This window comes from Nostoc sp. (assembly GCF_036917975.1).
In the GTDB taxonomy this organism is placed as follows: Bacteria; Cyanobacteriota; Cyanobacteriia; order Cyanobacteriales; family Nostocaceae; genus Nostoc.
Map to the genome: position 1 here is coordinate 133,151 of NZ_JBALEJ010000025.1, position 22,734 is coordinate 155,884.

Below are 22,734 nucleotides of genomic sequence, written 5' to 3' on the forward strand. Positions count from 1 at the left end.
TTGGGTTCGGCAGAAAATCTTGCTGATGCTGTACCTGGTTGAATCTCAGTCTCATCAAGATTTTCATATTTCTGGCTTTGATAAAATACGGTAAATCTATCGGCTTATCGCATTTAATTGTTATGTAAAGGAGAGTCTCACAAAGACCGCAAAAAAACAATGGGTAAATTCACGTAAATTATGATCGAGTTAGGGACTTCCCAATAAAAAAATACTCAACTACTTCTTGTGGGGCGACTTAAGTAGAAATTATTACTTCTGGGCACCATCAGCAGTAGTAATACCAGCCGCCACTGCTTGTTTCTCGATAATGGGTCGCCACCACCCATCGCCATCTAAAGCACAGACATATTTATCAACCTGGTTTGTAACCGCCTCCGTGCCAACAGGTTCCGCTGATGGAGGATTAGTTTTATTCTGTTCCCATACCGCCTTCATGGCAATACCAATTCCTTTCACTGCCTCTACAGCCAGCGAGGCAGAAGCATCAAAGAGCGGATGGTCGGGAGCATCTTTGGCAAGCTCTGAGTGAGTGGGGCCAGTCAACCCTTTGGCTTTCGCCTCCTTGGCAGAGTCTGCCACTTTCTTCTCGGCAGCTGCATCTAATAGTTTTTGTCCTAATTTACTCTTCGCTATAGCGACAATTGTGGTCAGAGCAAGTGCAATTTTTGGGAAGGCTGCAAGCAATGCATCCACAGTCGCGGCTGTAATTACGACCATACCGCCTTTAATCGTAAAGCCAGCTGCCTTAATAATGGCTTCGGCATCCTGTTCACCCATTTCTTCACCCGCCGCTTCGCCTGTTCTCGCACCGGATACACCACCGGATACACCGCCAACTACGCCACCCACAGCTTCGCCAATTTCTTCACCCACAGCTTCGCCAAGGCTACCTAAAAACCCGCCTAGTCTACGACCTGCTGCCCCGCCAGTCCTCGCGCCGCTAGCTGCACCCTTAACCGTTCCTTCGACACCACCCACTACTGCACCAATTCCACCTTCGACAGTACGGAGAATCGGTTTGATTCCCATCTTCTCACCGAGCTTGTTGGCAAGAACATCGGCTGTAATTCCTGCCTTCATCATCAAGCCTTTTACCAAGGCTACAGTCAAAGCCCCACTCTCTAGTTCCGTTTTGAGTAATTCAATTTGGCTGACCATATTATTAGCACCTGGGGCATAAGTGCCGCTAACAATTTGGGGTAGTCCTTTTTTGTCTAATCCACCTACCGTTGCTGTACCTATACCTAAGGTTGTTTCGGACATTTTAGCCATCAGGGGCTTATATTTAGCTGGGTTTTCCTTTGCCAGTACCCAGATGGCTGCCTCAGTAAAGTTGGTGTGGGAAAAATAATCTTCGATGGCGTGTAAAGCGCTGCTCATTTCCTCGCGCCCTTCTGGAGTCTCACCTTTTTTGATTGCTTCTACCAACTTTTTCTTAGCCAGAAACTTGCCGCGCTCGATATAAGCTGGCAGATGATTCTTGGCAGCAGCTGCTTTGATGTCGGCATAGGCTGCATCAGCTGCTTCTTGGTCTTTCTTTTGGGAGTCGGACAACTGCTTTTTATTTTCATTACGAGCATCAACATCCTTTGTGCTGGTTGCTGTAGTCGGGTCTTCGACGGTATTACCTCCGTCGGGATTATCCATGTGTTCTGAAGGAACATAAGTCCCCAATTTACTCTGGTCGATTGGCTTGCCAAATTCACCCATTCCCAGCAGTTCGACCAGGGGAAACATATCTGGGCCGAGTTGTGATAAATCGCGCATCCAGTTCCCCAAATAAGCGTCTGCGGCTTCATCGGCGGTGAAACCAGCTAATATCAAGCCTTTTTTCTCAATCGAGCCATGTCCTGATTCACCGGCCTGATAACGCTGAATGACCTTGGGGTTTGCTAGAGCATCTCCCATTTGCTGTACCAAAGGAGTCAATGCATCTTTTGCAGGTTCGTACTGGTCTAGTTGTGCTTGTGGACGACGCAAGGATATGCGGCTAATGTCGTGACTAAGGGGCTTTTCTTTGAGCGCTTCTGGTTGCGATAGTTGCTCATCAGCAGACTGAGCCTCTTGAAGGTCTGAAGTTAGCTTAGTTGCTATTTGGGACGGGGCAGTATTGACTTCTGAACCAAAGCCGCGGATTGGGTTCGCTAGTTTTGCAATACTTAGCGAGGCAAGGGATGGATTTGTAAAACTTGATGCAGCTGATTTGTTGCGTCCAATTCGCTGGCTCATCTCACCTTCACCTCAGGCAGATTCTTGAGACTAATTATACAGTTTGTTGAGTGGCGTAGTTTACCGCCGCAGGCATCGCTATCGACTTAAGTGTAAATTATCTTACCCATACTCATTACTCAGCATTCAGAACTGAGTCTGGTAAATGAGCAGCACTTTGGATATTTTCTAATATTAAATCAGGGCTATTACGTTTAATCAAGCCAGTTAAGACTTTACCAGGGCCAATTTCCACTACTCGCTGGATGCCGTTAGCTGGGAGTTGTAGAGAAATTTCTCGCCATCTTACAGAACCAGTCATTTGTTGGTTGAGGCGTTCCTTTAAAATCTCGGCATCAATAGACGGAATTGGTTCTACATTAGACAACACTGGCACAATCGCTGGCTGAAATTCCACAGATCCTAGAATATCTTGGAATTCTGCTGCTGCTGGTGCGATTAAATGTGAATGAAATGCTCCAGAAACTTTTAGCGGAATCGCACGCTTTGCTTTAACTTGAGTCATCACTGCTTGTACAGCCTCAGTCGTGCCTGAAATTACTACCTGACCTGAACTATTATCATTTGCCAGCACTACATCAGGTGTTTGGGAAATTACTTTTTCTAACTGTTCGGGGTCAAAGTTGATCAAAGCTGCCATCATCCCACCAGAGGCGCTATCCATGAGTTCTGCACGACGCTTTACTAGATATAAACCAGCTGACCACTCAAAGACACCCGCAATGTAAAGGGCAGTATATTCTCCCAAACTATGACCAGCAACTAAATCTGGCTGGTGTCCTTGTTTGCGGAGAAGATCGGCAAGAATGCTTTCTACCACATAAAGAATTGGCTGGGTGTATAGTGTCTGTGATAACTTTTCTTCTTCGTTTTGACAAATTTCGATTACAGACCAGCCCAAAATCTCTTCGGCTTGGGCAAATTTGTCTTTAGCGGCAGGTATATCTAATAAGTCCATTCCCATTCCCAGGGTTTGAGAACCTTGTCCGGGAAACACCCATGCAGTTTTAGTCATTGGTCATTAGTCATTAGTCATTGGTCATTGGAGACTGGGGACTGGGGACTGGGGAGATGAGGGAGTGTGGGGAGTGTGGGGAGATGAGGGAGATGAGAATTTTGCTTCCCTCTCCTCCCACACCCCCCACACCTCCCAATCCCCAATACCCAATACCCAGTCCCCAATCCCTATCTTCCCCATTGAAAAATTGCTGCACCCCAGGTAAGACCAGCGCCAAAGCCTGATGCAGCAACGATGTCATTGGGTTTAATTTTACCTTGGCGTACCGCTTCATCTAAAGCTAAGGGGATGGAAGCTGCTGAGGTGTTGCCGTACTGGGCGAGATTACTGATAACCTTATGTTCTGGGACATTCAGGCGTTGGGCAACGGCATCGATAATCCGCTGATTGGCTTGATGCAACAGCAGCCAATCTATTTGATCAATGCTAAGGTTGGCTTGAAATAAGGCTTTATCTATGATTTCTGGCACTTTTTGGACAGCAAAGCGGTAAACTTCTTTGCCGTTCATCGTAATCGGTTGGTAAGTGCCTTTGGTGATATTTACATTAGGGAGCAGTTCTTGGGAACCGCCTGCATAAGCAAGATTGAGGTGATGGTTTTGAGTACCATCACTTTTAAGTGCAAATCCTAATAAGCGATCGCTTTTGGCAGCCTGTAACACCACTGCCCCTGCACCATCACCAAACAATACACAAGTGCGCCGGTCTTGCCAATCTACCCAGCGAGAGAGGATATCTGCCCCGATCAAAAGTACATTTTTGTACGTACCAGTTCTAATGTATTGGGCTGCTGTCACCAGCCCAAATACAAAGCCGGAGCAGGCAGCTGTCAAGTCAAAGGCTACTGCGTTGGTGGCTCCTAATAGAGCCTGGACTTGACAAGCACTACCAAACAAATCATCAGGGGTGGAAGTTGCCAGTAGAATCAGGTCTATGTCTTCTGGTTTAATGCCCGCAGATGCGATCGCCTGACTGCTTGCGGCAGTAGCGAGTACACTCAAGGACTCAGATGGCAATGCTAATCGCCGTTGACGAATTCCCGTTCTTGTGGTAATCCACTCGTCTGATGTTTCAACTACTTCACTCAATGTCTGGTTGTGTAAGGAAGTTGCTGGTACTGCCGAGCCGCTTCCGGTAATTGCTACGCCTAAGTTTTGCACTCCTAATCCCCCAAACTATCAGCCTTTTTGTCCTTTGTCTTTTGTCCTTTGTCCTTTATCCTTTGTCATTAGTCATTTGTCCTTTACAAATGACCAATGACTAATGACTAATGACTAATGACCAATGACTAACCGCTCTCGCGCTCTAGGATATATTGGGACTGAATTCGTTGTATCACCTGGTTATCAACAGCTTCTTTAGCCATGCGAATTGCATTAAAAATTGAAGGAGCTTGTGAGCTACCGTGACCGATAAAACAGACTCCTGCCACGCCTAACAGCAATGCACCACCATGTTCTGCGTGATCCATTCGCTGCTTAATTCGCTTCAGGTTTGGTTTTAAGAGTGCTGAACCGATTTGACCGTGCAATCCTTGGGGTAATTCTTCCCGCAGAATTTGCAGAATCACTTCTCCGACGGCTTCGGCAAATTTTAATAATACATTGCCGACAAAGCCATCGCAGACAATGACATCAAAGCGACCGGAAAGCACATCACGCCCTTCGGCATTGCCAATAAAATTAATTTGAGAATTTTCGCGTAGCAGTTGGTGGGCGCGGACGGCTGCATCATTGCCTTTAGAGTCTTCTTCACCGATATTTAGCAAACCCACCTTCGGTTCAGTTGTACCCAAGACATACTGACTGTAAGCCGATCCCATAACGCCAAACTGCTCTAAAAACTTGGGACGGCAATCTACATTTGCGCCGACATCAAGTACTAGCACTGGCTTACCAGCAATAATCGTGGGAAAAACAGTCCCGATGGCTGGGCGCTCAATTCCCGGCAATCGTCCTAAGCGGAGCAAAGCTGATGCCATCGCTGCCCCAGAGTGACCCGCAGAAAATACGGCATCTGCCTTTTGCTGCTTAACTAAATCCATCGCCACATTGATCGAAGCCTTGCGTTTGCGTCTAACTGCGTTTATTGGCTCCTCATCCATAGCGATCGCTTCTTCAGCAGTCACGATCTCCACCTGCCCTAAACTTGTTTTTGATGGCAAGGCAGCTTCTATTTGTTGGGGATCACCAACCAACAATATATCTACACCCAATTCTTCCCTTGCTCGCAATGCGCCAGCAACGATTTCACCAGGTGCGTGATCCCCTCCCATTGCGTCAATTGCGATCCGTATGCGAGTCGATCCCATTGCTCACAGCTTCTAGAAACCTTACAAATTTTACCAGATGGCTTTGCCGAAAAAGCTTAACTTTCTGACCGCCAAATTACTTCTGTTACGATTGCAACAATTTTTGCTGGCTAGCTCAAGATAGCACGAATTGTTTGGTATTGGGCATTGGGCATGGGGCATGGGGCAATTCAATTTTGGATTTTGGATTTTAGATTTTGGATTAAATTTCAATCTAAAATCCAAAATCTAAAATCTAAAATTCTTACTCCCCACTACCCAGCACCCAATCAACTAGCGTCCGAACGCCGTAGCCAGTTGCCCCGGCGCTGTTGTAGCCATTTTCTTTATCTGTCCACACTGGGCCAGCAATATCTATGTGTGCCCAAGGGGTTTGTTTGACGAATTGTTTGAGGAAAAGGGCAGCGGTAATTGCACCACCTGGACGTGGCCCTGTATTTTTCATGTCCGCTATACCAGACTTTAGTCCTTCAAAGTATTTTTCTTCCATTGGCATCCGCCAAATCTTTTCTCCTGAAGTTTCCGCAGCTTTTTCGATTTGGGAAGCGACACCTTCATCGGGAGTGTACAAACCAGCAATATCCTCACCCAAGGCAACGACGTTGGCACCAGTTAGGGTTGCTAAATCAACGATCGCATCTAAGCCCAATTTGTCGGCATACACCAAGGCATCTGCTAAGGTCAAACGTCCTTCAGCGTCCGTGTTGTTCACTTCGATGGTTTTGCCGTTTGATGCTGTAAGAACGTCTCCAGGGTGCATGGCGTGACCGCTAATCATGTTTTCGGTCGCCGCCGAGATAAAGTGAACTTCTGAGTCTGGCTTAATTTGAGCAATTGCTTTTGCTGCGCCCAAGGTTGCAGCTGCACCGCCCATATCAATTTTCATGGTTTCGATGCCGCTACCAGCACCTTTAATGTTGAGTCCACCGGAGTCGAAGGTTAAACCTTTGCCAATAATTGCTAATTTCTTTTTAGGTGTACCCTCTGGCTTGTAAGTTAGGTGAATGAATTTCGGTGGCAAATCGGAAGCTTGGGCGACTCCTAAAAAAGCACCCATACCCAACTTTTCGCAGTCTTCCCGTTCTAGAATTTGCAGTTGTAAACCGTACTCGCTGGCGATCGCTTGAGCAGTTTCCGCTAAAGTAATTGGTGTTACCGCGTTGGCTGGCGCTGCTACTAACTGCCGTGCCAAATTTACCCCAGAAACGATTTGATTAGCGCGAGTGATGGCTGCTTCTTGTCCACCAAAACCTAGTAAATCTACGGTTTCTATTTGTGAACCTTTATCTTCTGGTTCGGATTTAAAGCGAATATCTTGGTAAAGTGCCAATTCTACACCTTCGGCGATCGCTTGGGCACTGGCTGCTGGATCGTTGTTCCATAATGGAAAACTAAATCCCAAAATTTTGCTTTTTTGCTTTTTTCCTACTCTGGCTACAGCAGCAGCAGCGCGGCGCAGAGTATCTAGTTTTAGTACATCTGGTTTGCCTAAACCGACCAAAATCAATTTCCGCACTGGGCTACCAGCATTCACACGGGTGAAAATAGTACTGTTGGCTTTACCTTTAAATTCTTCTTCAGCAATTAGTTCTTTTAAAACCCCAGAAAACTTTTGATCTAAAGTAGCTAGTTCTCCGGTTAACTCTACTGCATCTTCAAATAATCCAATTGCCAAACTATCGCCTGCCCACTCTAGCAAAGGCTTATCACTAGGTTGAATTGTCATTTTGGGATTTTGTGTAAATATTCCTTCCTGTACCAGTATTGCTCAAAATTCTGGTTTCATGGGGAGTGTGGGGAGATGAGGGAGTGTGGGGAGATGAGGGAGATGAGAATTTTGCTTCCCTCTCCTCCCACACCCCCCACACCTCCCAATCCCCAATGCCCTATGCCCCAATTGAATTTGTGTCAATGTCAAATTTGTTGGCGATCGCTTCGATTATTTTTTGCTCAACTGGTGTAATCTGATTGTGAAGCTGGGCAATTTTGTAACACTGAGCCAATAAGGGTATGGCAAAATCACGATTCAGTTGATTGAGCAATATATCTAAAGGCTGAGGTGATTTGATATTTTGGGCAATGGTATCCAACGAGGTAGGAGTTAGGTTTAGAGCTTTTAATTCTGGTAAAATTTCTTTCCAAGTCTTTTCTGGATGACTAGCTAGGATCATATGAACTAAGATTTGATCCGTGATGGCTTGTTGAGAGATCGCACTTTCTAGATATTTTTCACTCTCAGCTTTTAATGTTGCCAATGTCTGAGGCGATGCCAGAGATGTTGATTCATCCAGCTTGGTTTCGTAAAATCGACAAGCAGCATAACCCAATGAATAGATCATCGTTGCATTTGAACTAGCTCCAATTACCGCACCCGCTAAGGGCACATTTCGCAGCAAGCCTAACCCCGCAGCTTTCAACAGACGCTCTCCACCCAAGGCCAATCCAAAAATTGCCAAAATCTCACCTTTACGAGCAGGATCTTTTAAATCTAGCCCGTAGACAGATGCAATTTGATAAAGCATTTCTGACTGCAATTTTGTTGTGGCTGTTAAATCAATTGCTAACAATGCCACTGCTATACCTGGCAAAAAACTAGTAGCTAGTCCAACCGTGGCTGCTTTGGTTGCTTTTTCCACCATGATTCGGTGAGCAAGCTGGCTGGGTGATTCATTTGGATACTGTTTCTTCAGCTTGTTTACCGCCGCTTCTACTTGTTCTAAATCAACTAGGTTAGTATCACTAATTAGCCAATTGAGATTTAATACTCCAGATAGTTTTCTAATTAGCCAATTTTCGCTGAGGCGATTCAAAAACTGACCACTGGTTTGAGTTGTTTGCTCAATAAACTTGTGTGTTTCTTTTGCCGTTGCTTCTCCCACTCCTACTGCTGTGTCTAAAATTGCTTGGCCAGTGTGAGCAATAGTTTTAATTAAATACTCTAATCCAGATGGTTCATTTTCTACTGATGATTGAGCCTGGGTTCCTACTTCTAAAGTTTCTCTGGGTAAATTAACTAATTTATTCACTTCTACTTCTTGGGGTTTGTCTGCCATTGCTTGACACCATCTTCATAAAGCCTCTCTCTTTAAACTTGTAGCGAAAGTATGAGTGGCTTGACATCTCCCAAAAAGTACAATTCGTCATAATAATTGATTACTATGAGTTTGCTTTGATTTTAAAATGCTGCACCTTCCTTTACTTTTTAACTCTACCTATATCAGCTTTCCTTTCTAAAAATTCGTTATTATTAAGAATTTCGTAGAGATTAGTATCTTTTTCTAGCAAGCAGGCGTGTCCACAATTTGGCAATATTACAACCTTGTTATTTGGTAAAATATTTGCTATCCGCTTCACTTCAGTTACAGAAGGCAAAAGGCGATCGCTACCACCGGCAATTAACAAAACTGGTTGAGTTAAATTACTTAAGTGTTCCTCATCAATACGAAACTCTCGTAGCAAAGACAACCGCCAAAGAACCGTTTCAGCTGGGACAGAACGCATAGTTTTCAGCAAATCGTGGCGATCGCTGCGAGAAATGCGTGACAAAGATGCTAAAAATGGTAATAATCCCAGTGCGCCAACATCATACAATCCTGATGGCACTAAGTAAGTTAGCTGGGATGCCCAACTTAACCAAGGGCGGAGATGAAAGGATGAAGCTGGGTTGATTAAAATGATTCGCTTAAATAAATGGGGTGCTTGGATTGCTACTTTCATTGCCAAGCAACCACCAAAGGACTCACCACACAGGTAAACTGGCCTCTGAGAGCTTTTTTCTAATTCGGCGTCGATCAAGTCCAATACACTCTTCGTTAGCATATCCCAAGTGTTAAGGTCTTTCCGGGGTAGCGCCAAAGAGCGCACATCAAAGCCAGTTTCTAATCCAGCTGTTTGCGATCGCAATAGTTGACCAGTTCCATCCATTCCTGGTAAATATACCAATAACGGATACTCTGGCTGTACTCGTTCAGGAGTCAGAAAACAAGGCTTTAGCTCAACTTCAGAAATAGTCATTGGTCATTAGTCATTAGTCATTGGTCAATGGTATAAAACTTTTGGACTGTTGATTGTTGCTTTTGAGTGAAGTTCGGTGTTTTTGACCAAAAGTAGATAATCTGTTGAGAGCAAGAGACTGAAAGTCATGGGCACAATCCAAAATCCAAAATCCAAAATCCAAAATCGAATGGCTCTAATAGCAACCTTGACGCAGTAAATTGCTAATTTCACCATGACAGTGTTCTGTCAGTTCAGCCACAACAGTTCTAGCTTGTTTACCATGATATTTTTGATGATATTGGGGCGTAATCCAATAAGGACGACCGATTAACACCGCAACCCGACGATAAATTACCAAAGGATGCCAACCACCTTGCTTAAATAAGGGTTCGGAAGGGTCAAATACACTCAAAAGCTTTAAGGGGAAGCCGGAAGTGTTGACTTCTTCTAAAGAGGCGATCGCGATCGGTAAAATAGCTAAATCCTGTACATCAGCTCGTAATGCCAAATGAGCAAATCCCCGTTGAAACTCACCCAGATGATTTGGTTGAGTAAATTTCACCATTGGTTCTGTCCCTTCTGGGAATACTCCCACCATCTGCTTGGACTGCAATAGCACCTGTGACTGTGAAAAAAAGCTTTGCTGGCGGTTTTGAGTCTCCTCCAAGGGAAAACACCCCAATTGACCGGTGACAATCTCCCGCATGATTGGCACTTGTCCCATATAGTGATGGCAAGCAAAGCGAATCGGACTCGATAACGCTGCCATTAAAATCAGTGCATCCATAAAGCTGCGGTGATTGCTGACTACCAACACGCTAGCATCCTGGGGAATGCGATCCTCATAATAGCGAAACATTTGCGTTGAAAGTGCCGCCACCAAAGCGCGAGAAATCTCTAGGGGGCTATTTCGATTCATATCTAATCAATATATTTTCCCGTAAATATGGATGGCGATTTATCTGAATTTAATTTTTACATTTCTTTACTATTGCCATGACCGTCTTAAGATAGAAATATCTAATCGACAAAAGCAATGAGATTTTCTGCGTTCTCAATTTTGTATTCTTGATCACAAGAATATCTAATATGAACTATTCATAAAATTTATGATTAGTTAATCTCCATTTTTTAGGTAAAAATGAATTTAATTGATGGCGATTACAAAACAATTCTTGACCTGATAAATTTGCTACTATAAAGATGTTATTGGAAAAAGTAGGAATAATATTGTATAATTGCGTGGTTTTGCCACCAAAAGCTAAAATGTAAAACCTTTTAATAAGTAATTTTTATTTTGTATGAATCTAGTGAATAAAACAACAAACACATTTGCGCTGACCACACCTCTATATTATGTAAATGATGTACCCCATATAGGTAGTGCTTACACTACGATCGCAGCCGATGTAGTGGCGCGATTTCAGAGACTACTGGGAAATCAGGTATTACTAATTACAGGTACAGATGAGCATGGGCAAAAAATTCAGCGATCGGCAGAAAGTTTAGGCAAAGCACCACAAGAGTTTTGTGATGAAATTGTTCCTAGCTTCGTGAGTTTATGGCAGTTACTAGACATTCAATACGATCGCTTTAGTCGGACTACTGCACCTCGTCATGAAGCGATCGTGAAAGAATTCTTTGAGCGAGTCTGGGAATCTGGTGATATTTACCAGGGACAACAACAAGGCTGGTACTGCGTATCCTGCGAAGAATTCAAAGAAGAACGGGATCTGTTAGAAGGACACCGTTGCCCAATTCATACTAACAAAGAAGTGGAGTGGCGAGACGAGCAAAACTATTTTTTCCGCTTATCCAAATATCAAAATAAGCTGACAGAATTTTATCAATCTACACCGGATTTTATTCAACCAGAAAGTCGGCGTAACGAAGTCCTCAGCTTTGTAAATCAAGGGCTACAAGACTTTTCAATTTCGCGGGTAAATCTAGATTGGGGTTTTCCCGTACCAGTTGATCCCAAGCACACCCTTTATGTCTGGTTTGACGCGCTGCTAGGTTATGTCACAGCATTACTAGAACCAGACGCAGAACCGACTTTAGAAAATGCTTTAAAAACATGGTGGCCGATTAATTTGCACCTAATTGGTAAAGATATTCTCCGCTTCCATGCAGTTTACTGGCCAGCAATGCTGTTGTCGGCTGGCTTACCCTTACCAGGGCGAGTATTTGGACATGGCTTTTTGACCAAAGATGGTCTAAAGATGGGCAAAAGTCTGGGTAACACCCTTGATCCTGTTGCGTTAGTTAAACGCTATGGTAGTGATGCCGTTCGTTATTACTTCCTTAAGGAAATCGAATTTGGCAAGGATGGAGATTTTAATGAAGTTAGGTTCATTAATGTTCTGAATGCAGATTTGGCAAATGATTTAGGTAATTTGCTCAATCGCACCTTGAGCATGGTGAAGAAATACTGTGCTGAGAATAATGTCCCATCAATTGGTAATGAAGCGATTCCTGACGAAAATCCTTTGAAAGCAATTGGTTTACGTCTAGGGGAACAGGTGAAACAAGCATACCAGGAGCTAGCTTTCAGTCAAGCTTGTGAGGCTATCCTTTCCCTGGCGCAAGCCAGTAATAAGTTTATTGATGAACAAGCTCCTTGGTCATTATATAAACAGGGACAGCAGGAATCGGTGGAAAAGGTTCTCTACGCAGTTCTAGAATCAGTTAGACTAGCAGCTTATCTGCTATCCCCAATTATTCCTAACATTAGTAGCGATATTTATCAGCAGCTAGGTTTTGGAATAAATTTTAACGATCAAAAACAAAGTTCAGTTACCGCTCCTTTTACCATTCATGCGAGATGGGGAATACTATCTAGCAAACAACCTTTGGGTAGACACCAACCGGTTTTTCAGCGAATAGAAACCCCGAAAAACGATTAGTCCTTATCAAACTCTGATTTTGTTCAATTTCTTATTTTCTCACAAAATTTATCGTGGCTGAATTTAAATCAGCTGCGGAACATTATCATAAGCCTCTGTGACTAGCATCTAAAAGTTGGTAATTTGTATCAAAAATAACAGGGATAAAAATTGAGGTATCACAACGATGTTGAATAATTTAGAAAACGATTCAATCTTTACGCCAGAACAGGTTTTAGAGAATCGGGGTAGAGTTGCCATATTTATTGATGGCTCAAATTTATTTTACGCTGCACTGCAACTAGGGATTGAAATCGACTACACCAAGCTATTATGTCGATTAACGGGAGGTTCTAGACTACTGCGTTCTTTTTTCTACACAGGCGTAGACCGGACAAACGAGAAGCAACAGGGGTTTCTGCTGTGGATGCGTCGCAATGGCTATCGAGTCATTGCTAAAGATTTAGTCCAGCTACCAGATGGCTCTAAAAAAGCTAACCTGGATGTAGAAATAGCGGTAGATATGATGGCACTAGTAGATTCTTATGATACCGCAGTTTTAGTTAGCGGTGATGGGGATTTAGCTTATGCGGTTAATTCAGTCAGCTATCGTGGCGTGCGGGTAGAAGTCGTGAGCTTGCGTTCCATGACCAGCGACAGCTTAATTAATGTTAGCGATCGCTACATTGATTTGGAAGCCATCAAAGAGGATATTCAAAAAACCCCTCGCCAAAGCTATCCATACCGACCCTTATCGGGGATCGGTTTTTTGGAAGACACTAGAACTAGTGATGGACATTTAGAAATCCAAGAATAATGGCGTATAAGTTTCATAAAAGGGGGAGAAAGGAAGAGAGAAAAAATCAAAATTTCTCCTCCGCTCCCTCGTTTCTTGTTTTACCTTTGACTTTTTTCTTGGTATTTGGTTTAGTTGCTTGTGGGAGCAAATCTCCCCCAGCTTCTCAACAAAATACCGGGGGATCATCTAATTCAGATAGCGATTTAACTTTCTTTGGTGTCACCCTAGAACAAGCAGATGAAGTCGGACGACCGATTTGGAAAGTCAGGGCTACACGGGCAAAATATACCAAAGAAAAAGAAATTGGTCAGGCGGAAAGTCCTTATGGTGAACTATACCAAGATGGCAAAGTAGTTTACAAAATCAAGGCAGATGTAGCAGATATTGTACAAGATGGGAAGCAGTTGTTTCTTAAGGGTAAGATATTTGCCACAGATCCTAATAATGGGATTGTGTTGCAAGGCAATGAATTAGAATGGCGTCCTCAAGAAGATTTGTTGATTGTGCGTAACCAGATTAATGGTACTCATAAACAACTACAAGCAGTAGCACAGGAAGCGCGAGTTAAAACCCGCGAACAGCGCATGGAATTTTCTGGAGGGGTAATAGCCAATTCCACCGATCCCCAAATGCAGGTTAGAACCGAACATTTAATTTGGAATATTAAAGAAGAAAAACTGATTAGCGATCGCCCCGTCCAAATTGACCGCTACAAAGATAATAAAATTAGCGATCGTGGCAAGGGAAATTCTGCCGAAGTCAACTTAAAAACCAAAATTGCCACTATCAAACAAAATGCTCAACTAGATTTACTAGACCCACCACTGCAAATAGCTAGTAACTCTATGATCTGGAATATGAATGCCGAAACTGTCACCACAAACTCGCCCACGCGAATGTTCCAGCGTGCCGAAAATGTCACAGTGACAGCTAATCAAGGTGAAATGAAAATACCGCAAAAAACCGTTTATTTAACAGGAAACGTCAACGCCGTTGGTCAACGTCGCCAGTCTTTGAAATCCAATACATTAACTTGGTATTTAGACAATAAGTTAGTTGAAGCTCAAGGAAATGTGACTTATCGACAAGTTGACCCACCGTTAAATTTTGTCGGTGAAACAGCCCTTGGTAATCTGCAAACAGAAAATATTGTTGTCAAAGGCGGCAGTTCTGGCGATAGGGTAGTCACGGAGATTATTCCCCAAGAAAGAGCCAATCGTCGTTGAGGAGGCAGGGGAAGCAGGGGAAGCAAAACTCAACGCCAGCCTCCATTTCGCTCCCTGCTCAAGAAAGCTTGTCTCAACCAATAAATTCCAAAACCTACGCAGTATTGACTCCTAACTCCTATACTAAAAACGGATGATTGCTAGACTTTTGCCCAGGCAAAAATCTTTGTATATCAATACTCTTGGCGATTTTAAAACTAAAGCTGCAACCCGTCTTTAGTATAACTCCTAACCCCTAACCCCTAACTCCCAACTCCCAACTCCTAACTCCTAACTCCTAACTCAGTACTCAGCACTCAGCACTCAGCACTTTCAAGCCACTAATGAACAGATTTAGATCGACAATAGCAATATAAGCAGTCTAACCAAAGCAGGTATGGGGCAATGGTGCGATTAAAACCGTGGCAGTGGGTTGTATTAGCAATCCCGATCGCGTTTATCATCATTTTTTTACTGGTATCCGCCGGTTCGCAAATTCATGCGTGGGGCATTAATTGGATTTGGGGTGTGTTTACCCTTTTATTCGTGGGTTGGCGTTGGCTGCTAGTCAAATGGACTCAACCAGCTGTTAACCAAATAGAAGCTGTATTAACTCAAGTCCGTGAAGAACTGGAATCGACGGCAGAAGATACAGTACAGCCAGTGGGAAGTGATACTACAAAGCTTGCAGAAACCGCACTCCAAGAAATTCTCCAAGCAGCACAAAGCGATCGCCCCATTTGGGAAGACTGGCAAACTTTTTGGACGCGCTGCCAAGATTTAGTCGTGGCGATCGCTCATATTTACAATCCTCAAATTCAATACCCTCTACTGAATATTTACGTCCCCCAAGCTTACGGGCTGATTCGCGGAACGGTAGATGATATGGATCAGTGGATGCAAAAGTTATCCCCTATCCTCAATCAGGTAACGGTGGGGCAAGCATACCAAGGATACGAAGTCTACCGAAAGTTGGAACCATCGGCTCGGAAATTCTGGCGTGTTTGGAATTGGGCACAGTGGGTTTTAAATCCGGTGGCGGCAGTGGCAAAACAAGCTACCCAGGGTTCCAGTAACCAAGCAACTCAGCAATTGCTGGGAAATTTGAGCCAGTTATTCCGGGAAGCTGCCCTGAGAAACTTATGTCGGCAGGCGATCGCACTTTACGGACGCAGCCCAGTTTCAGCAACCGTAGTTTCCACACCAATTTTACCCCAGGCAAAAACCCAAACACTCCGAGAAATCTTAACTCAAGCTCAACCAGCCGAGGTAGTTGGGCAAAAGCCCGTTAATATTCTGTTGGTAGGGCGCACAGGATCGGGAAAAAGCAGCCTGATTAACACGCTATTTCAGGCGGATCTCGCAGCCGTTGATGTTTTACCGAGTACCGATCGCATTCAAAATTATCAATGGCAGGCTCAAGGTGGGGAAACCCTAACACTTTTGGATACACCTGGTTATGAACAAGTCAACCGTGCCAGACTCAGAAATTTGGTGCTTGATTATGCCATCAACGCAGATTTGCTGCTATTAGCTACCCCTGCCCTCGATCCTGCCCTGCAAATGGATGTGGACTTTTTGCAAGACATCAAAGCAGAAGTTGCAGATTTACCTGCGATCGCGATCGTCACTCAGGTAGACCGGCTACGTCCCATCCGCGAATGGCAACCGCCTTATGATTGGGAATGGGGCGCTCGCGCCAAAGAAATTGCCATTCGCGAAGCCACTGAGTATCGTGCCAAACTGCTGGGAAACTTCTGTAATCTAGTTTTACCCGTGGTTACAGGTGACAGCAAAACGAATCGAGTTTCTTGGGGAGTAGAGGCGCTATCGTTGGGATTAGTGGATGCGATCGCGCCAAGCAAGCAACTCCGTCTCGCCCGCTTTTTGCGTAACTTAGAAGCCCGTATCGTCGCTGCTGCCAAAATCATCGACCACTACACCTTCCAAATGACGACAACACAGGGATTAACGGCTTTGCTCAAAAGTCCCGTCCTCCAGTTTGTTTCTACGCTCTCAACCGGATCTCCAGCTTTAGCATATATGTTGGCAGAGCAAATTCCTGTGGAACAGTTGCCGATTGTAATTGGCAAACTTCAAATGGGATATGACCTTTTCTCGCTCTTGAATACAGGCAACTCCAACTCGCTCAACTTTGAATTGCTATCCCTTTGGCCGCTACTGCTAGAAAACTCCGCTGCACCCGATCGCAACGCCTGGGCATTTGGTCACGCCCTAGTAGAGTACTGGACTCAAAATTTAACGGTAGAACAACTCCGGGAGCGATTTGAGTATTATTTGGCGATCGCTAAATAAGGGAACTCCAAGAAATAAATTATCCAATATTGTGGGGTGGGCAACATGAGCGCCCAGTCCATAGGGCGGGCAAGATGCCCACCCCACAAGAGTTAATTGAATTTCATTCTGTCTCTAGCTTCCCTCTCCTTTATAAGGCAATACGGTTCAGTTAAGCATTTCTGTCTTCTCTTTGCGTCCTTTGCGGTTCGTTAAAAAAATTGACTTTGGCAAAGAGTTTTAGCCTTAACTGAACTGTATTGCTTTATAAGGAGAGGGATTTAGGGTGAGGTAAACCAGGGACATAAATTGTATTTTATTTAATTCTTATTCCTAACTACGTAACCGCAGTACATCAAATATCAGAGATTGCATTATAACGCACAACCCTTCCGCGAATATTCACTGATTCAGTTAAAAATATTTATACTACAATAGGAGAAAAATGCGTTAAAAGATTGTACTCTCAATATCTAAAGTTAAAATTACGATTAAGAGTAAGTATCTGCTGAAACCTACCCGCTTTACCTGAGTTTTTATACAGACATCCCTTCTGTTTGAAGTCTTTTATGAAAAATATATTACAAACCTCCATCTCTCAAGAACAGAATTCACCTCAAAGCTATAACATTTCGTCTTACAACAGGCTACTTTCGGTCGTGAAGGATTTGGCTTGTGTGCGGACTATAGAAGAAATTATTGAGATTGTGCGTTTAGCAGCTCGCGATCTCACAAATGCGGATGGAGTCACTTTTGTATTGCGGGATGGTGAATGTTGCCACTATGTCGATGAAAACGCCATTGGGCCGCTTTGGAAAGGTATGCGTTTTCCCCTCAAGTCTTGCATCTCCGGTTGGGCAATGCTCAATAAACAAGCAGCCGTAATTGAGGACATTTACCAAGATACACGAATTCCTCTTGATGCGTACAAAGTGACTTTTGTCAAGAGTTTAGTGATGGTTCCGATCAGGGTTTCTGAACCATTGGGTGCAATTGGAGCCTACTGGAGTACACGACACCTAGCCACACCCGAAGAAATCGGACTCCTTGAGATTTTGACAGATACTACAGCAGTTGCGATCGCCAACGTGCAACTTTTCCAGAAACTTACGAACCAAAACGCCCTAAAAGACAAATTTATTGCGATGCTGGCTCACGAGTTGAGGAATCCTGTTGCTCCTATTTCCAACGGCGTTCAGCTACTTAAGTTAAAGCTGGGTGAGACTGGTGCAGTCGGGGAAACAGTTTTAATGATGCAGCACCAGATTAAGCACCTCTCGAAATTGATCGATGAGTTACTTGACGTTTCGTCTATCACTTATGGGAAAATTTCATTAAACCTAGAGAAAGTTAATCTGGTGGAATTGGTTCGCCAGAGTCTCAATGACCATGCACAAGCAATCAAGAGATGGAATCTTAACGTAGTACAAGACTTGCCAAATACGCCCGTGTGGGCTTATGTTGACTCCACTCGCTTCTTCCAAATCTTTGGGAACCTTATTGATAACGCCTTAAAGTTTTCCCAGCCAGATGGGACAATCTGGGTGGATTTCTCAGTTATTTCAAGTGAGAATGGCTCAGGTAGTGTGGCGGTCTTATCCGTAAGAGATACAGGTATAGGGATAGACCCGACAATATTACCAGAACTTTTCGAGCCATTTACCCAGAGCGATCGCAGCTTAGACCGTTCAAGAGGCGGGCTAGGTTTGGGACTCTCGGTAGTAAAAAGTCTTGTGGAACTTCATGGTGGTAATGTTCAAGCCTCAAGTAGAGGGATTAATCTGGGAGCAGAATTCAAAGTTACTCTCCCTGTATGCGAAGAGATTACAGCCTTGGACAACAACCTGGAGATTACAGAGGCGGCTAAAAAATCATTGAAGATTTTAGTCATCGAAGATAACGAGGATTCAGCCATATCATTACAAGCAGTACTTGAGTATTTTGGGCATGAAGTTTCCATTGCCAAAAATGGAATTTTAGGGGTAGAAATTGCCAGGAAGCTTGAGCCTCATGTGATTATTTGTGACATCGGACTTCCTGAAATGGATGGATTCGCCGTTGCACAGGAACTAAGTAAAGACTCCAAATTTAATCGCTCAATTCTGATTGCACTCACCGGCTACGGTGGCCAGGAGGATCGGCAACTTGCGCTTCAGGCTGGTTTCAAATGCCACTTGACCAAGCCTGTGGACTTTGAAATACTTACAGCAGAAATTGATCGATACTTTGATGGAGTATTATCAAGTTGACAAATTTTGCTACTTGTGAATTTGGACTGAGGAGTGTCACGTCGCTTCGCTCCGAATTCAAAATTCAAAATGACGCTCGCAGACTCGCTAACGCTGCGCTAACAAAATTCAAAATTAATGATCCCCATAAATAAATTTAGGGGCTTGTATCATGAGTCGTTTTCGGTCAATTCATTAAATCATCTGTGGTAGACTCACCGGGATAAAAGCGATCGCTCAAAATTTCCTCAAAAAGATATAAACATTGCAGGGGAAAAGTTGAGAGTGGCAAATTTGTTTCTCCTGATGCTAAATCCCTACCATTTTCATAAGATTCCTGGAGTGCTTCTTCAAGATAAGGCTTCAGGCTAGGATTCTCGCTCAACAAATTGATAATTTCCCGTCGTTGTACTCTAATTGTTGCTAACCAACTACGACTGCGTTGATTTGGTTGATATTCCCATTTGAGCAAATGTCCAATTAACACACTAAGACGATTTCTCAATTCTTGGCGTTCCTTTCTTCCCAAAGATTCAATTTCCTCAATTAAATTGGGTAGGTCAAGCTGGTTCCATTGATGATGACGCAGAAGGTTAGCCTGTTCTTGAGTCCAAATGTAGAAGTCTGTTTCATAGAAATTTGGCATCAGTTTTTTTGCCTTTTTTCAGATTTGTAATGTCTACATATAGCGGTTCCCACTCAAATGCGGTACAAAATTATATCGCAAGGTGTAGGGGCAATTCATGAATTGCCCCTACGGTTGTACCTCATGTGAATGAGAACCGCTATAATTTAAAAACTCATAATTCATAATTATGTTTCAGATAGAGATTTAAACCTTATTTGAAACAGGACTATCTGCGTAAGCATCAGTCAAAAATTACGAATTACGTAGCTTGCTTCTCGCCGGAGGCGAGTATTACGAATTACAAATTAAAAAGTTACCACACTGCGAATTGATTCACCTTTGTGCATCAATTCAAAAGCATCATTAATTTGCTCAATGGGCATTACATGGGTAATCAAATCATCAATATTTATCTTACCTTCCATATACCAATCAACAATTTTTGGCACATCTGTACGGCCTCTAGCGCCACCGAAAGCTGAACCTTTCCAAACGCGCCCAGTTACTAGCTGAAAAGGACGAGTACTGATTTCCTGTCCAGCACCAGCAACACCGATAATCACGCTCACACCCCAACCTTTATGACAGCATTCTAATGCTTGACGCATCAATTTGACATTACCAATACATTCAAAGCTGTAATCAGCACCGCCTTTTGTTAAATCAACCAGATAGGGAACTAAATCACCCTCTACTTCTTGAGGATTGACAAAGTGCGTCATACCAAATTTTTCCGCCAAGGCGCGTTTGTTGGGATTAATATCTACCCCGACAATCATATTTGCCCCTACCATCCGCGCCCCTTGGATGACATTTAAACCTATACCACCCAAACCGAAAACCACGACATTTGCCCCAGGTTCCACCTTGGCAGTATTGATGACTGCACCAATACCAGTAGTCACACCGCAGCCAATGTAACAAACCTTATCAAATGGGGCATCTTCGCGAATTTTTGCTAAGGCGATTTCCGGCAGCACCGTATAGTTAGCAAAAGTGGATGTACCCATATAATGATGAATCATCTGCCCATCCACACTAAAGCGACTGGTGCCATCGGGCATCACACCGCGTCCTTGAGTTAGGCGAATGGCTTGACAGAGATTAGTTTTGAAACTCAGACAATATTCACATTGACGGCATTCGGGAGTGTAGAGAGGAATCACATGATCCCCTGGTTTGAGACTAGTGACACCAGCGCCTACTTCCACAACCACACCAGCACCTTCATGTCCCAAAATAGCCGGAAACAAACCTTCGGGATCGTCACCAGATAAGGTAAAAGCGTCGGTATGACAAACCCCGCTTGCTTTCACTTCAACTAACACTTCGCCGGCTTGTGGCCCCGATAGTTGAACGGTTTCAATCGTCAACGGCTTACCTGCACTGTAAGCTACTGCTGCTTTAACTTGCAATGTCAGCGCTCCTGTATAGTTTTTTCATTAGGCATGGGGCATTGGGAGGTGTGGGGGGTGTGGGGGGTGTGGGGGGTGTGGGAGGAGAGGGAAGCAAAATTCTCATCTCCCTCATCTCCCCACACTCCCTCATCTCCCCATTCCCCAGTCCCCAATCTCCAGTCCCCAGTATCCAGTCCCCTCATAAATATTAAACACATGATAAACTTTTGTATTACTTCATTGGATTTACTCAGCACGATCGCCACTAGAACGATAAATATTATTACCTTTGTTAAAATATCATTCTCTAGCTAGATTGGTTAAAGGTGGTAACAGCTGCTTTAACAACGATGTAAACTGGATGTCAGCAGCAAACCCCAAATAATTTGTCCACCCCTCAATTAATATATTTTATTACAGCTTATGAACCCTGCCCTAACTCAAATCGGCGCTCAAATGTCCAACCTGACTGGCGTCAGAGCAATCATGAAGGATATTATCGAAACATTACGAGCGGGTGCAGGGCAGCAGTTTATTAATTTGAGTGCTGGTAATCCGTTGATTTTGCCAGAGGTAGAGCAATTATGGCGGGATTGTACTGCACAACTTCTTGCTAGTTCAGAATATGGTGAGGTAGTTTGCCGCTACGGCTCAAGTCAGGGTTATGCACCATTGATTGAAGCGATCGCTAACGATTTTAACAAACGCTACGGGTTAAACTTGAGCGATCGCAATATCCTGATTACCCCCGGCAGTCAAACCCTCTACTTCTACGCTGCCAATACCTTCGGTGGCTACACCCCCAGTGGCGAGTTAAAACAAATCGTTTTGCCCCTCAGCCCTGACTACACAGGTTACGGTGGTATCTGCTTAGTTCCAAAAGCCTTAACTGCCTACAAACCAACTCTCGATATTGATGCAGCTGCCCACCGATTTAAATATCGCCCCGACTTCAGCAAACTTACGATTACAGAAAATACTGGTTGTGTCCTTTTCTCTCGCCCCTGTAATCCTACTGGTAACGTCCTCACTGATGATGAGGTGAAAAAGATTGCCGCCCTGGCTGCACCTTACAATTTACCCGTGTTAATTGACTCCGCTTATGCGCCTCCCTTCCCCGCATTAAACTTTACCGAAATGACACCAGTGTTTGGTGAGAATATCCTCCACTGCCTGAGTTTATCGAAAGCCGGATTACCAGGAGAAAGAATTGGTATTGCCATTGGGGATGAAAAGTGGATTGAAGTGCTGGAGTGTTTTCAGGCAAATATGAGTCTCCATTCTTCACGTTACGGCCAAGCGATCGCAGCTTATGCAATCAATTCTGGCCGCTTAGTTGAAATTTCTCATACTGTCATCCGTCCCTTTTACCAAAATAAATTTACCGTTTTAGAAACCAGCTTAGAAGAAGCGATGCCCAAGGATTTACCTTGGTTCCTCCATCGCGGTGAAGGAGCAATTTTTGCTTGGTTGTGGTTAGAGGATTTACCCATCGCTGACTGGGAATTCTACCAACAATTAAAGCAAGTAGGTGTGATTATTGTCCCTGGAAGTACCTTCTTCCCCGGTTTAGAAGAAGAATGGGCACACAAGCACCAATGCTTCCGCATCAGCCTCACCGGCAGTGATGAGGAAATTGCCACTGCCATGCAACGTTTAGCCAAGGTGGCTGAAGAAGCTTATAAGCGTGCGGCTGTGACTGCCTAGTGTTGAGTGCTGAGTGCTGAGTGCTGAGTGAGA

Annotated in this window: 16 protein-coding genes; 6 read left to right on the top strand and 10 right to left on the bottom strand. The window is 44.0% G+C overall.

The annotated features are described in order from the left end of the window. Positions 1-252: 252 nt before the first annotated feature. The 8 genes from V7K76_RS12230 to V7K76_RS12265 all read right to left on the bottom strand — a co-directional run bounded on the left by V7K76_RS12230 (position 253) and on the right by V7K76_RS12265 (position 10,476). Positions 253-2,232: an HET-C-related protein gene (locus tag V7K76_RS12230; protein ID WP_334775033.1), complete on the bottom strand. Its 1,980-nt coding sequence runs from the start codon at positions 2,230-2,232 to the stop codon at positions 253-255. 115 nt (positions 2,233-2,347) lie between these two features. Then, complete coding sequence (gene fabD, locus V7K76_RS12235; RefSeq protein ID WP_334775034.1) at positions 2,348-3,247, bottom strand: ACP S-malonyltransferase; 900 nt, start codon at positions 3,245-3,247, stop codon at positions 2,348-2,350. A 170-nt stretch (positions 3,248-3,417) separates the two neighbouring features. Continuing rightward, complete coding sequence (locus V7K76_RS12240; protein ID WP_334775035.1) at positions 3,418-4,410, bottom strand: beta-ketoacyl-ACP synthase 3; 993 nt, start codon at positions 4,408-4,410, stop codon at positions 3,418-3,420. A gap of 128 nt (positions 4,411-4,538) precedes the next feature. Then, entirely contained in the window at positions 4,539-5,561 is a 1,023-nt protein-coding gene (plsX, locus tag V7K76_RS12245) for a phosphate acyltransferase PlsX (RefSeq protein WP_334953502.1), read from the bottom strand. A 244-nt stretch (positions 5,562-5,805) separates the two neighbouring features. Next, complete coding sequence (locus V7K76_RS12250; RefSeq protein WP_334775037.1) at positions 5,806-7,287, bottom strand: leucyl aminopeptidase; 1,482 nt, start codon at positions 7,285-7,287, stop codon at positions 5,806-5,808. 160 nt (positions 7,288-7,447) lie between these two features. After that, positions 7,448-8,614, bottom strand: coding sequence for an EcsC family protein (locus V7K76_RS12255; RefSeq protein ID WP_334953505.1), 1,167 nt, complete (start codon positions 8,612-8,614; stop codon positions 7,448-7,450). Between the two features lie 142 nt (positions 8,615-8,756). Beyond that, entirely contained in the window at positions 8,757-9,575 is an 819-nt protein-coding gene (locus tag V7K76_RS12260; RefSeq protein WP_334953507.1) for an alpha/beta fold hydrolase, read from the bottom strand. Between the two features lie 175 nt (positions 9,576-9,750). After that, positions 9,751-10,476, bottom strand: coding sequence for a lysophospholipid acyltransferase family protein (locus V7K76_RS12265; protein ID WP_334775040.1), 726 nt, complete (start codon positions 10,474-10,476; stop codon positions 9,751-9,753). 382 nt (positions 10,477-10,858) lie between these two features. Here V7K76_RS12265 and metG point away from each other — a divergent pair, with 382 nt between their 5' ends. From metG to V7K76_RS12290, 5 genes are all read left to right on the top strand, one after another. Further along, on the top strand, positions 10,859-12,463 hold the full coding sequence (metG, locus tag V7K76_RS12270; protein WP_334775041.1) for a methionine--tRNA ligase: 1,605 nt from the start codon (positions 10,859-10,861) through the stop codon (positions 12,461-12,463). 166 nt (positions 12,464-12,629) lie between these two features. Continuing rightward, positions 12,630-13,259 (top strand): LabA-like NYN domain-containing protein, encoded by a 630-nt coding sequence (locus V7K76_RS12275; RefSeq protein ID WP_334710139.1) that lies wholly within the window; start codon positions 12,630-12,632, stop codon positions 13,257-13,259. After that, on the top strand, positions 13,259-14,467 hold the full coding sequence (gene lptC, locus V7K76_RS12280; RefSeq protein WP_334775042.1) for an LPS export ABC transporter periplasmic protein LptC: 1,209 nt from the start codon (positions 13,259-13,261) through the stop codon (positions 14,465-14,467). Before V7K76_RS12275 ends, lptC begins: the two co-directional genes overlap by 1 nt. Before the next feature lie 384 nt (positions 14,468-14,851). Further along, positions 14,852-16,762 carry a GTPase family protein gene (locus V7K76_RS12285; protein WP_334775043.1) on the top strand — a complete coding sequence of 637 codons (1,911 nt, stop codon included), beginning with the start codon at positions 14,852-14,854 and terminating at the stop codon, positions 16,760-16,762. 548 nt (positions 16,763-17,310) lie between these two features. Further along, positions 17,311-18,990, top strand: a complete 1,680-nt coding sequence (locus V7K76_RS12290; protein ID WP_334953510.1) for a hybrid sensor histidine kinase/response regulator — start codon at positions 17,311-17,313, stop codon at positions 18,988-18,990. A 166-nt stretch (positions 18,991-19,156) separates the two neighbouring features. Here the strand turns inward: V7K76_RS12290 and V7K76_RS12295 are convergent, their stop codons facing one another. Together V7K76_RS12295 and V7K76_RS12300 are read right to left on the bottom strand one after the other, a co-directional pair. Next, positions 19,157-19,615 (bottom strand): DUF29 domain-containing protein, encoded by a 459-nt coding sequence (locus V7K76_RS12295; protein ID WP_334780569.1) that lies wholly within the window; start codon positions 19,613-19,615, stop codon positions 19,157-19,159. 287 nt (positions 19,616-19,902) lie between these two features. Next, the gene (locus V7K76_RS12300; RefSeq protein ID WP_334780568.1) at positions 19,903-21,012 is read right to left on the bottom strand and encodes an S-(hydroxymethyl)glutathione dehydrogenase/class III alcohol dehydrogenase; all 1,110 of its coding nucleotides are present in this window, start codon (positions 21,010-21,012) and stop codon (positions 19,903-19,905) included. A 405-nt stretch (positions 21,013-21,417) separates the two neighbouring features. Between V7K76_RS12300 and V7K76_RS12305 the strand changes: the two genes are divergently transcribed. Beyond that, on the top strand, positions 21,418-22,701 hold the full coding sequence (locus tag V7K76_RS12305; RefSeq protein WP_334780567.1) for a valine--pyruvate transaminase: 1,284 nt from the start codon (positions 21,418-21,420) through the stop codon (positions 22,699-22,701). Positions 22,702-22,734 lie beyond the last annotated feature (33 nt).

Coding starts and splice junctions, on each gene's coding strand:
- V7K76_RS12230 (WP_334775033.1), bottom strand. CDS start 2,232: ATGAGCCAGCGAATTGGACGCAACAAATCAGCTGCATCAAGTTTTACA.
- fabD (WP_334775034.1), bottom strand. CDS start 3,247: ATGACTAAAACTGCATGGGTGTTTCCCGGACAAGGTTCTCAAACCCTG.
- plsX (WP_334953502.1), bottom strand. CDS start 5,561: ATGGGATCGACTCGCATACGGATCGCAATTGACGCAATGGGAGGGGAT.
- V7K76_RS12250 (WP_334775037.1), bottom strand. CDS start 7,287: ATGACAATTCAACCTAGTGATAAGCCTTTGCTAGAGTGGGCAGGCGAT.
- V7K76_RS12255 (WP_334953505.1), bottom strand. CDS start 8,614: ATGGCAGACAAACCCCAAGAAGTAGAAGTGAATAAATTAGTTAATTTA.
- V7K76_RS12260 (WP_334953507.1), bottom strand. CDS start 9,575: ATGACTATTTCTGAAGTTGAGCTAAAGCCTTGTTTTCTGACTCCTGAA.
- V7K76_RS12265 (WP_334775040.1), bottom strand. CDS start 10,476: ATGAATCGAAATAGCCCCCTAGAGATTTCTCGCGCTTTGGTGGCGGCA.
- metG (WP_334775041.1), top strand. CDS start 10,859: ATGAATCTAGTGAATAAAACAACAAACACATTTGCGCTGACCACACCT.
- V7K76_RS12275 (WP_334710139.1), top strand. CDS start 12,630: ATGTTGAATAATTTAGAAAACGATTCAATCTTTACGCCAGAACAGGTT.
- lptC (WP_334775042.1), top strand. CDS start 13,259: ATGGCGTATAAGTTTCATAAAAGGGGGAGAAAGGAAGAGAGAAAAAAT.
- V7K76_RS12285 (WP_334775043.1), top strand. CDS start 14,852: ATGGTGCGATTAAAACCGTGGCAGTGGGTTGTATTAGCAATCCCGATC.
- V7K76_RS12290 (WP_334953510.1), top strand. CDS start 17,311: ATGAAAAATATATTACAAACCTCCATCTCTCAAGAACAGAATTCACCT.
- V7K76_RS12295 (WP_334780569.1), bottom strand. CDS start 19,615: ATGCCAAATTTCTATGAAACAGACTTCTACATTTGGACTCAAGAACAG.
- V7K76_RS12305 (WP_334780567.1), top strand. CDS start 21,418: ATGAACCCTGCCCTAACTCAAATCGGCGCTCAAATGTCCAACCTGACT.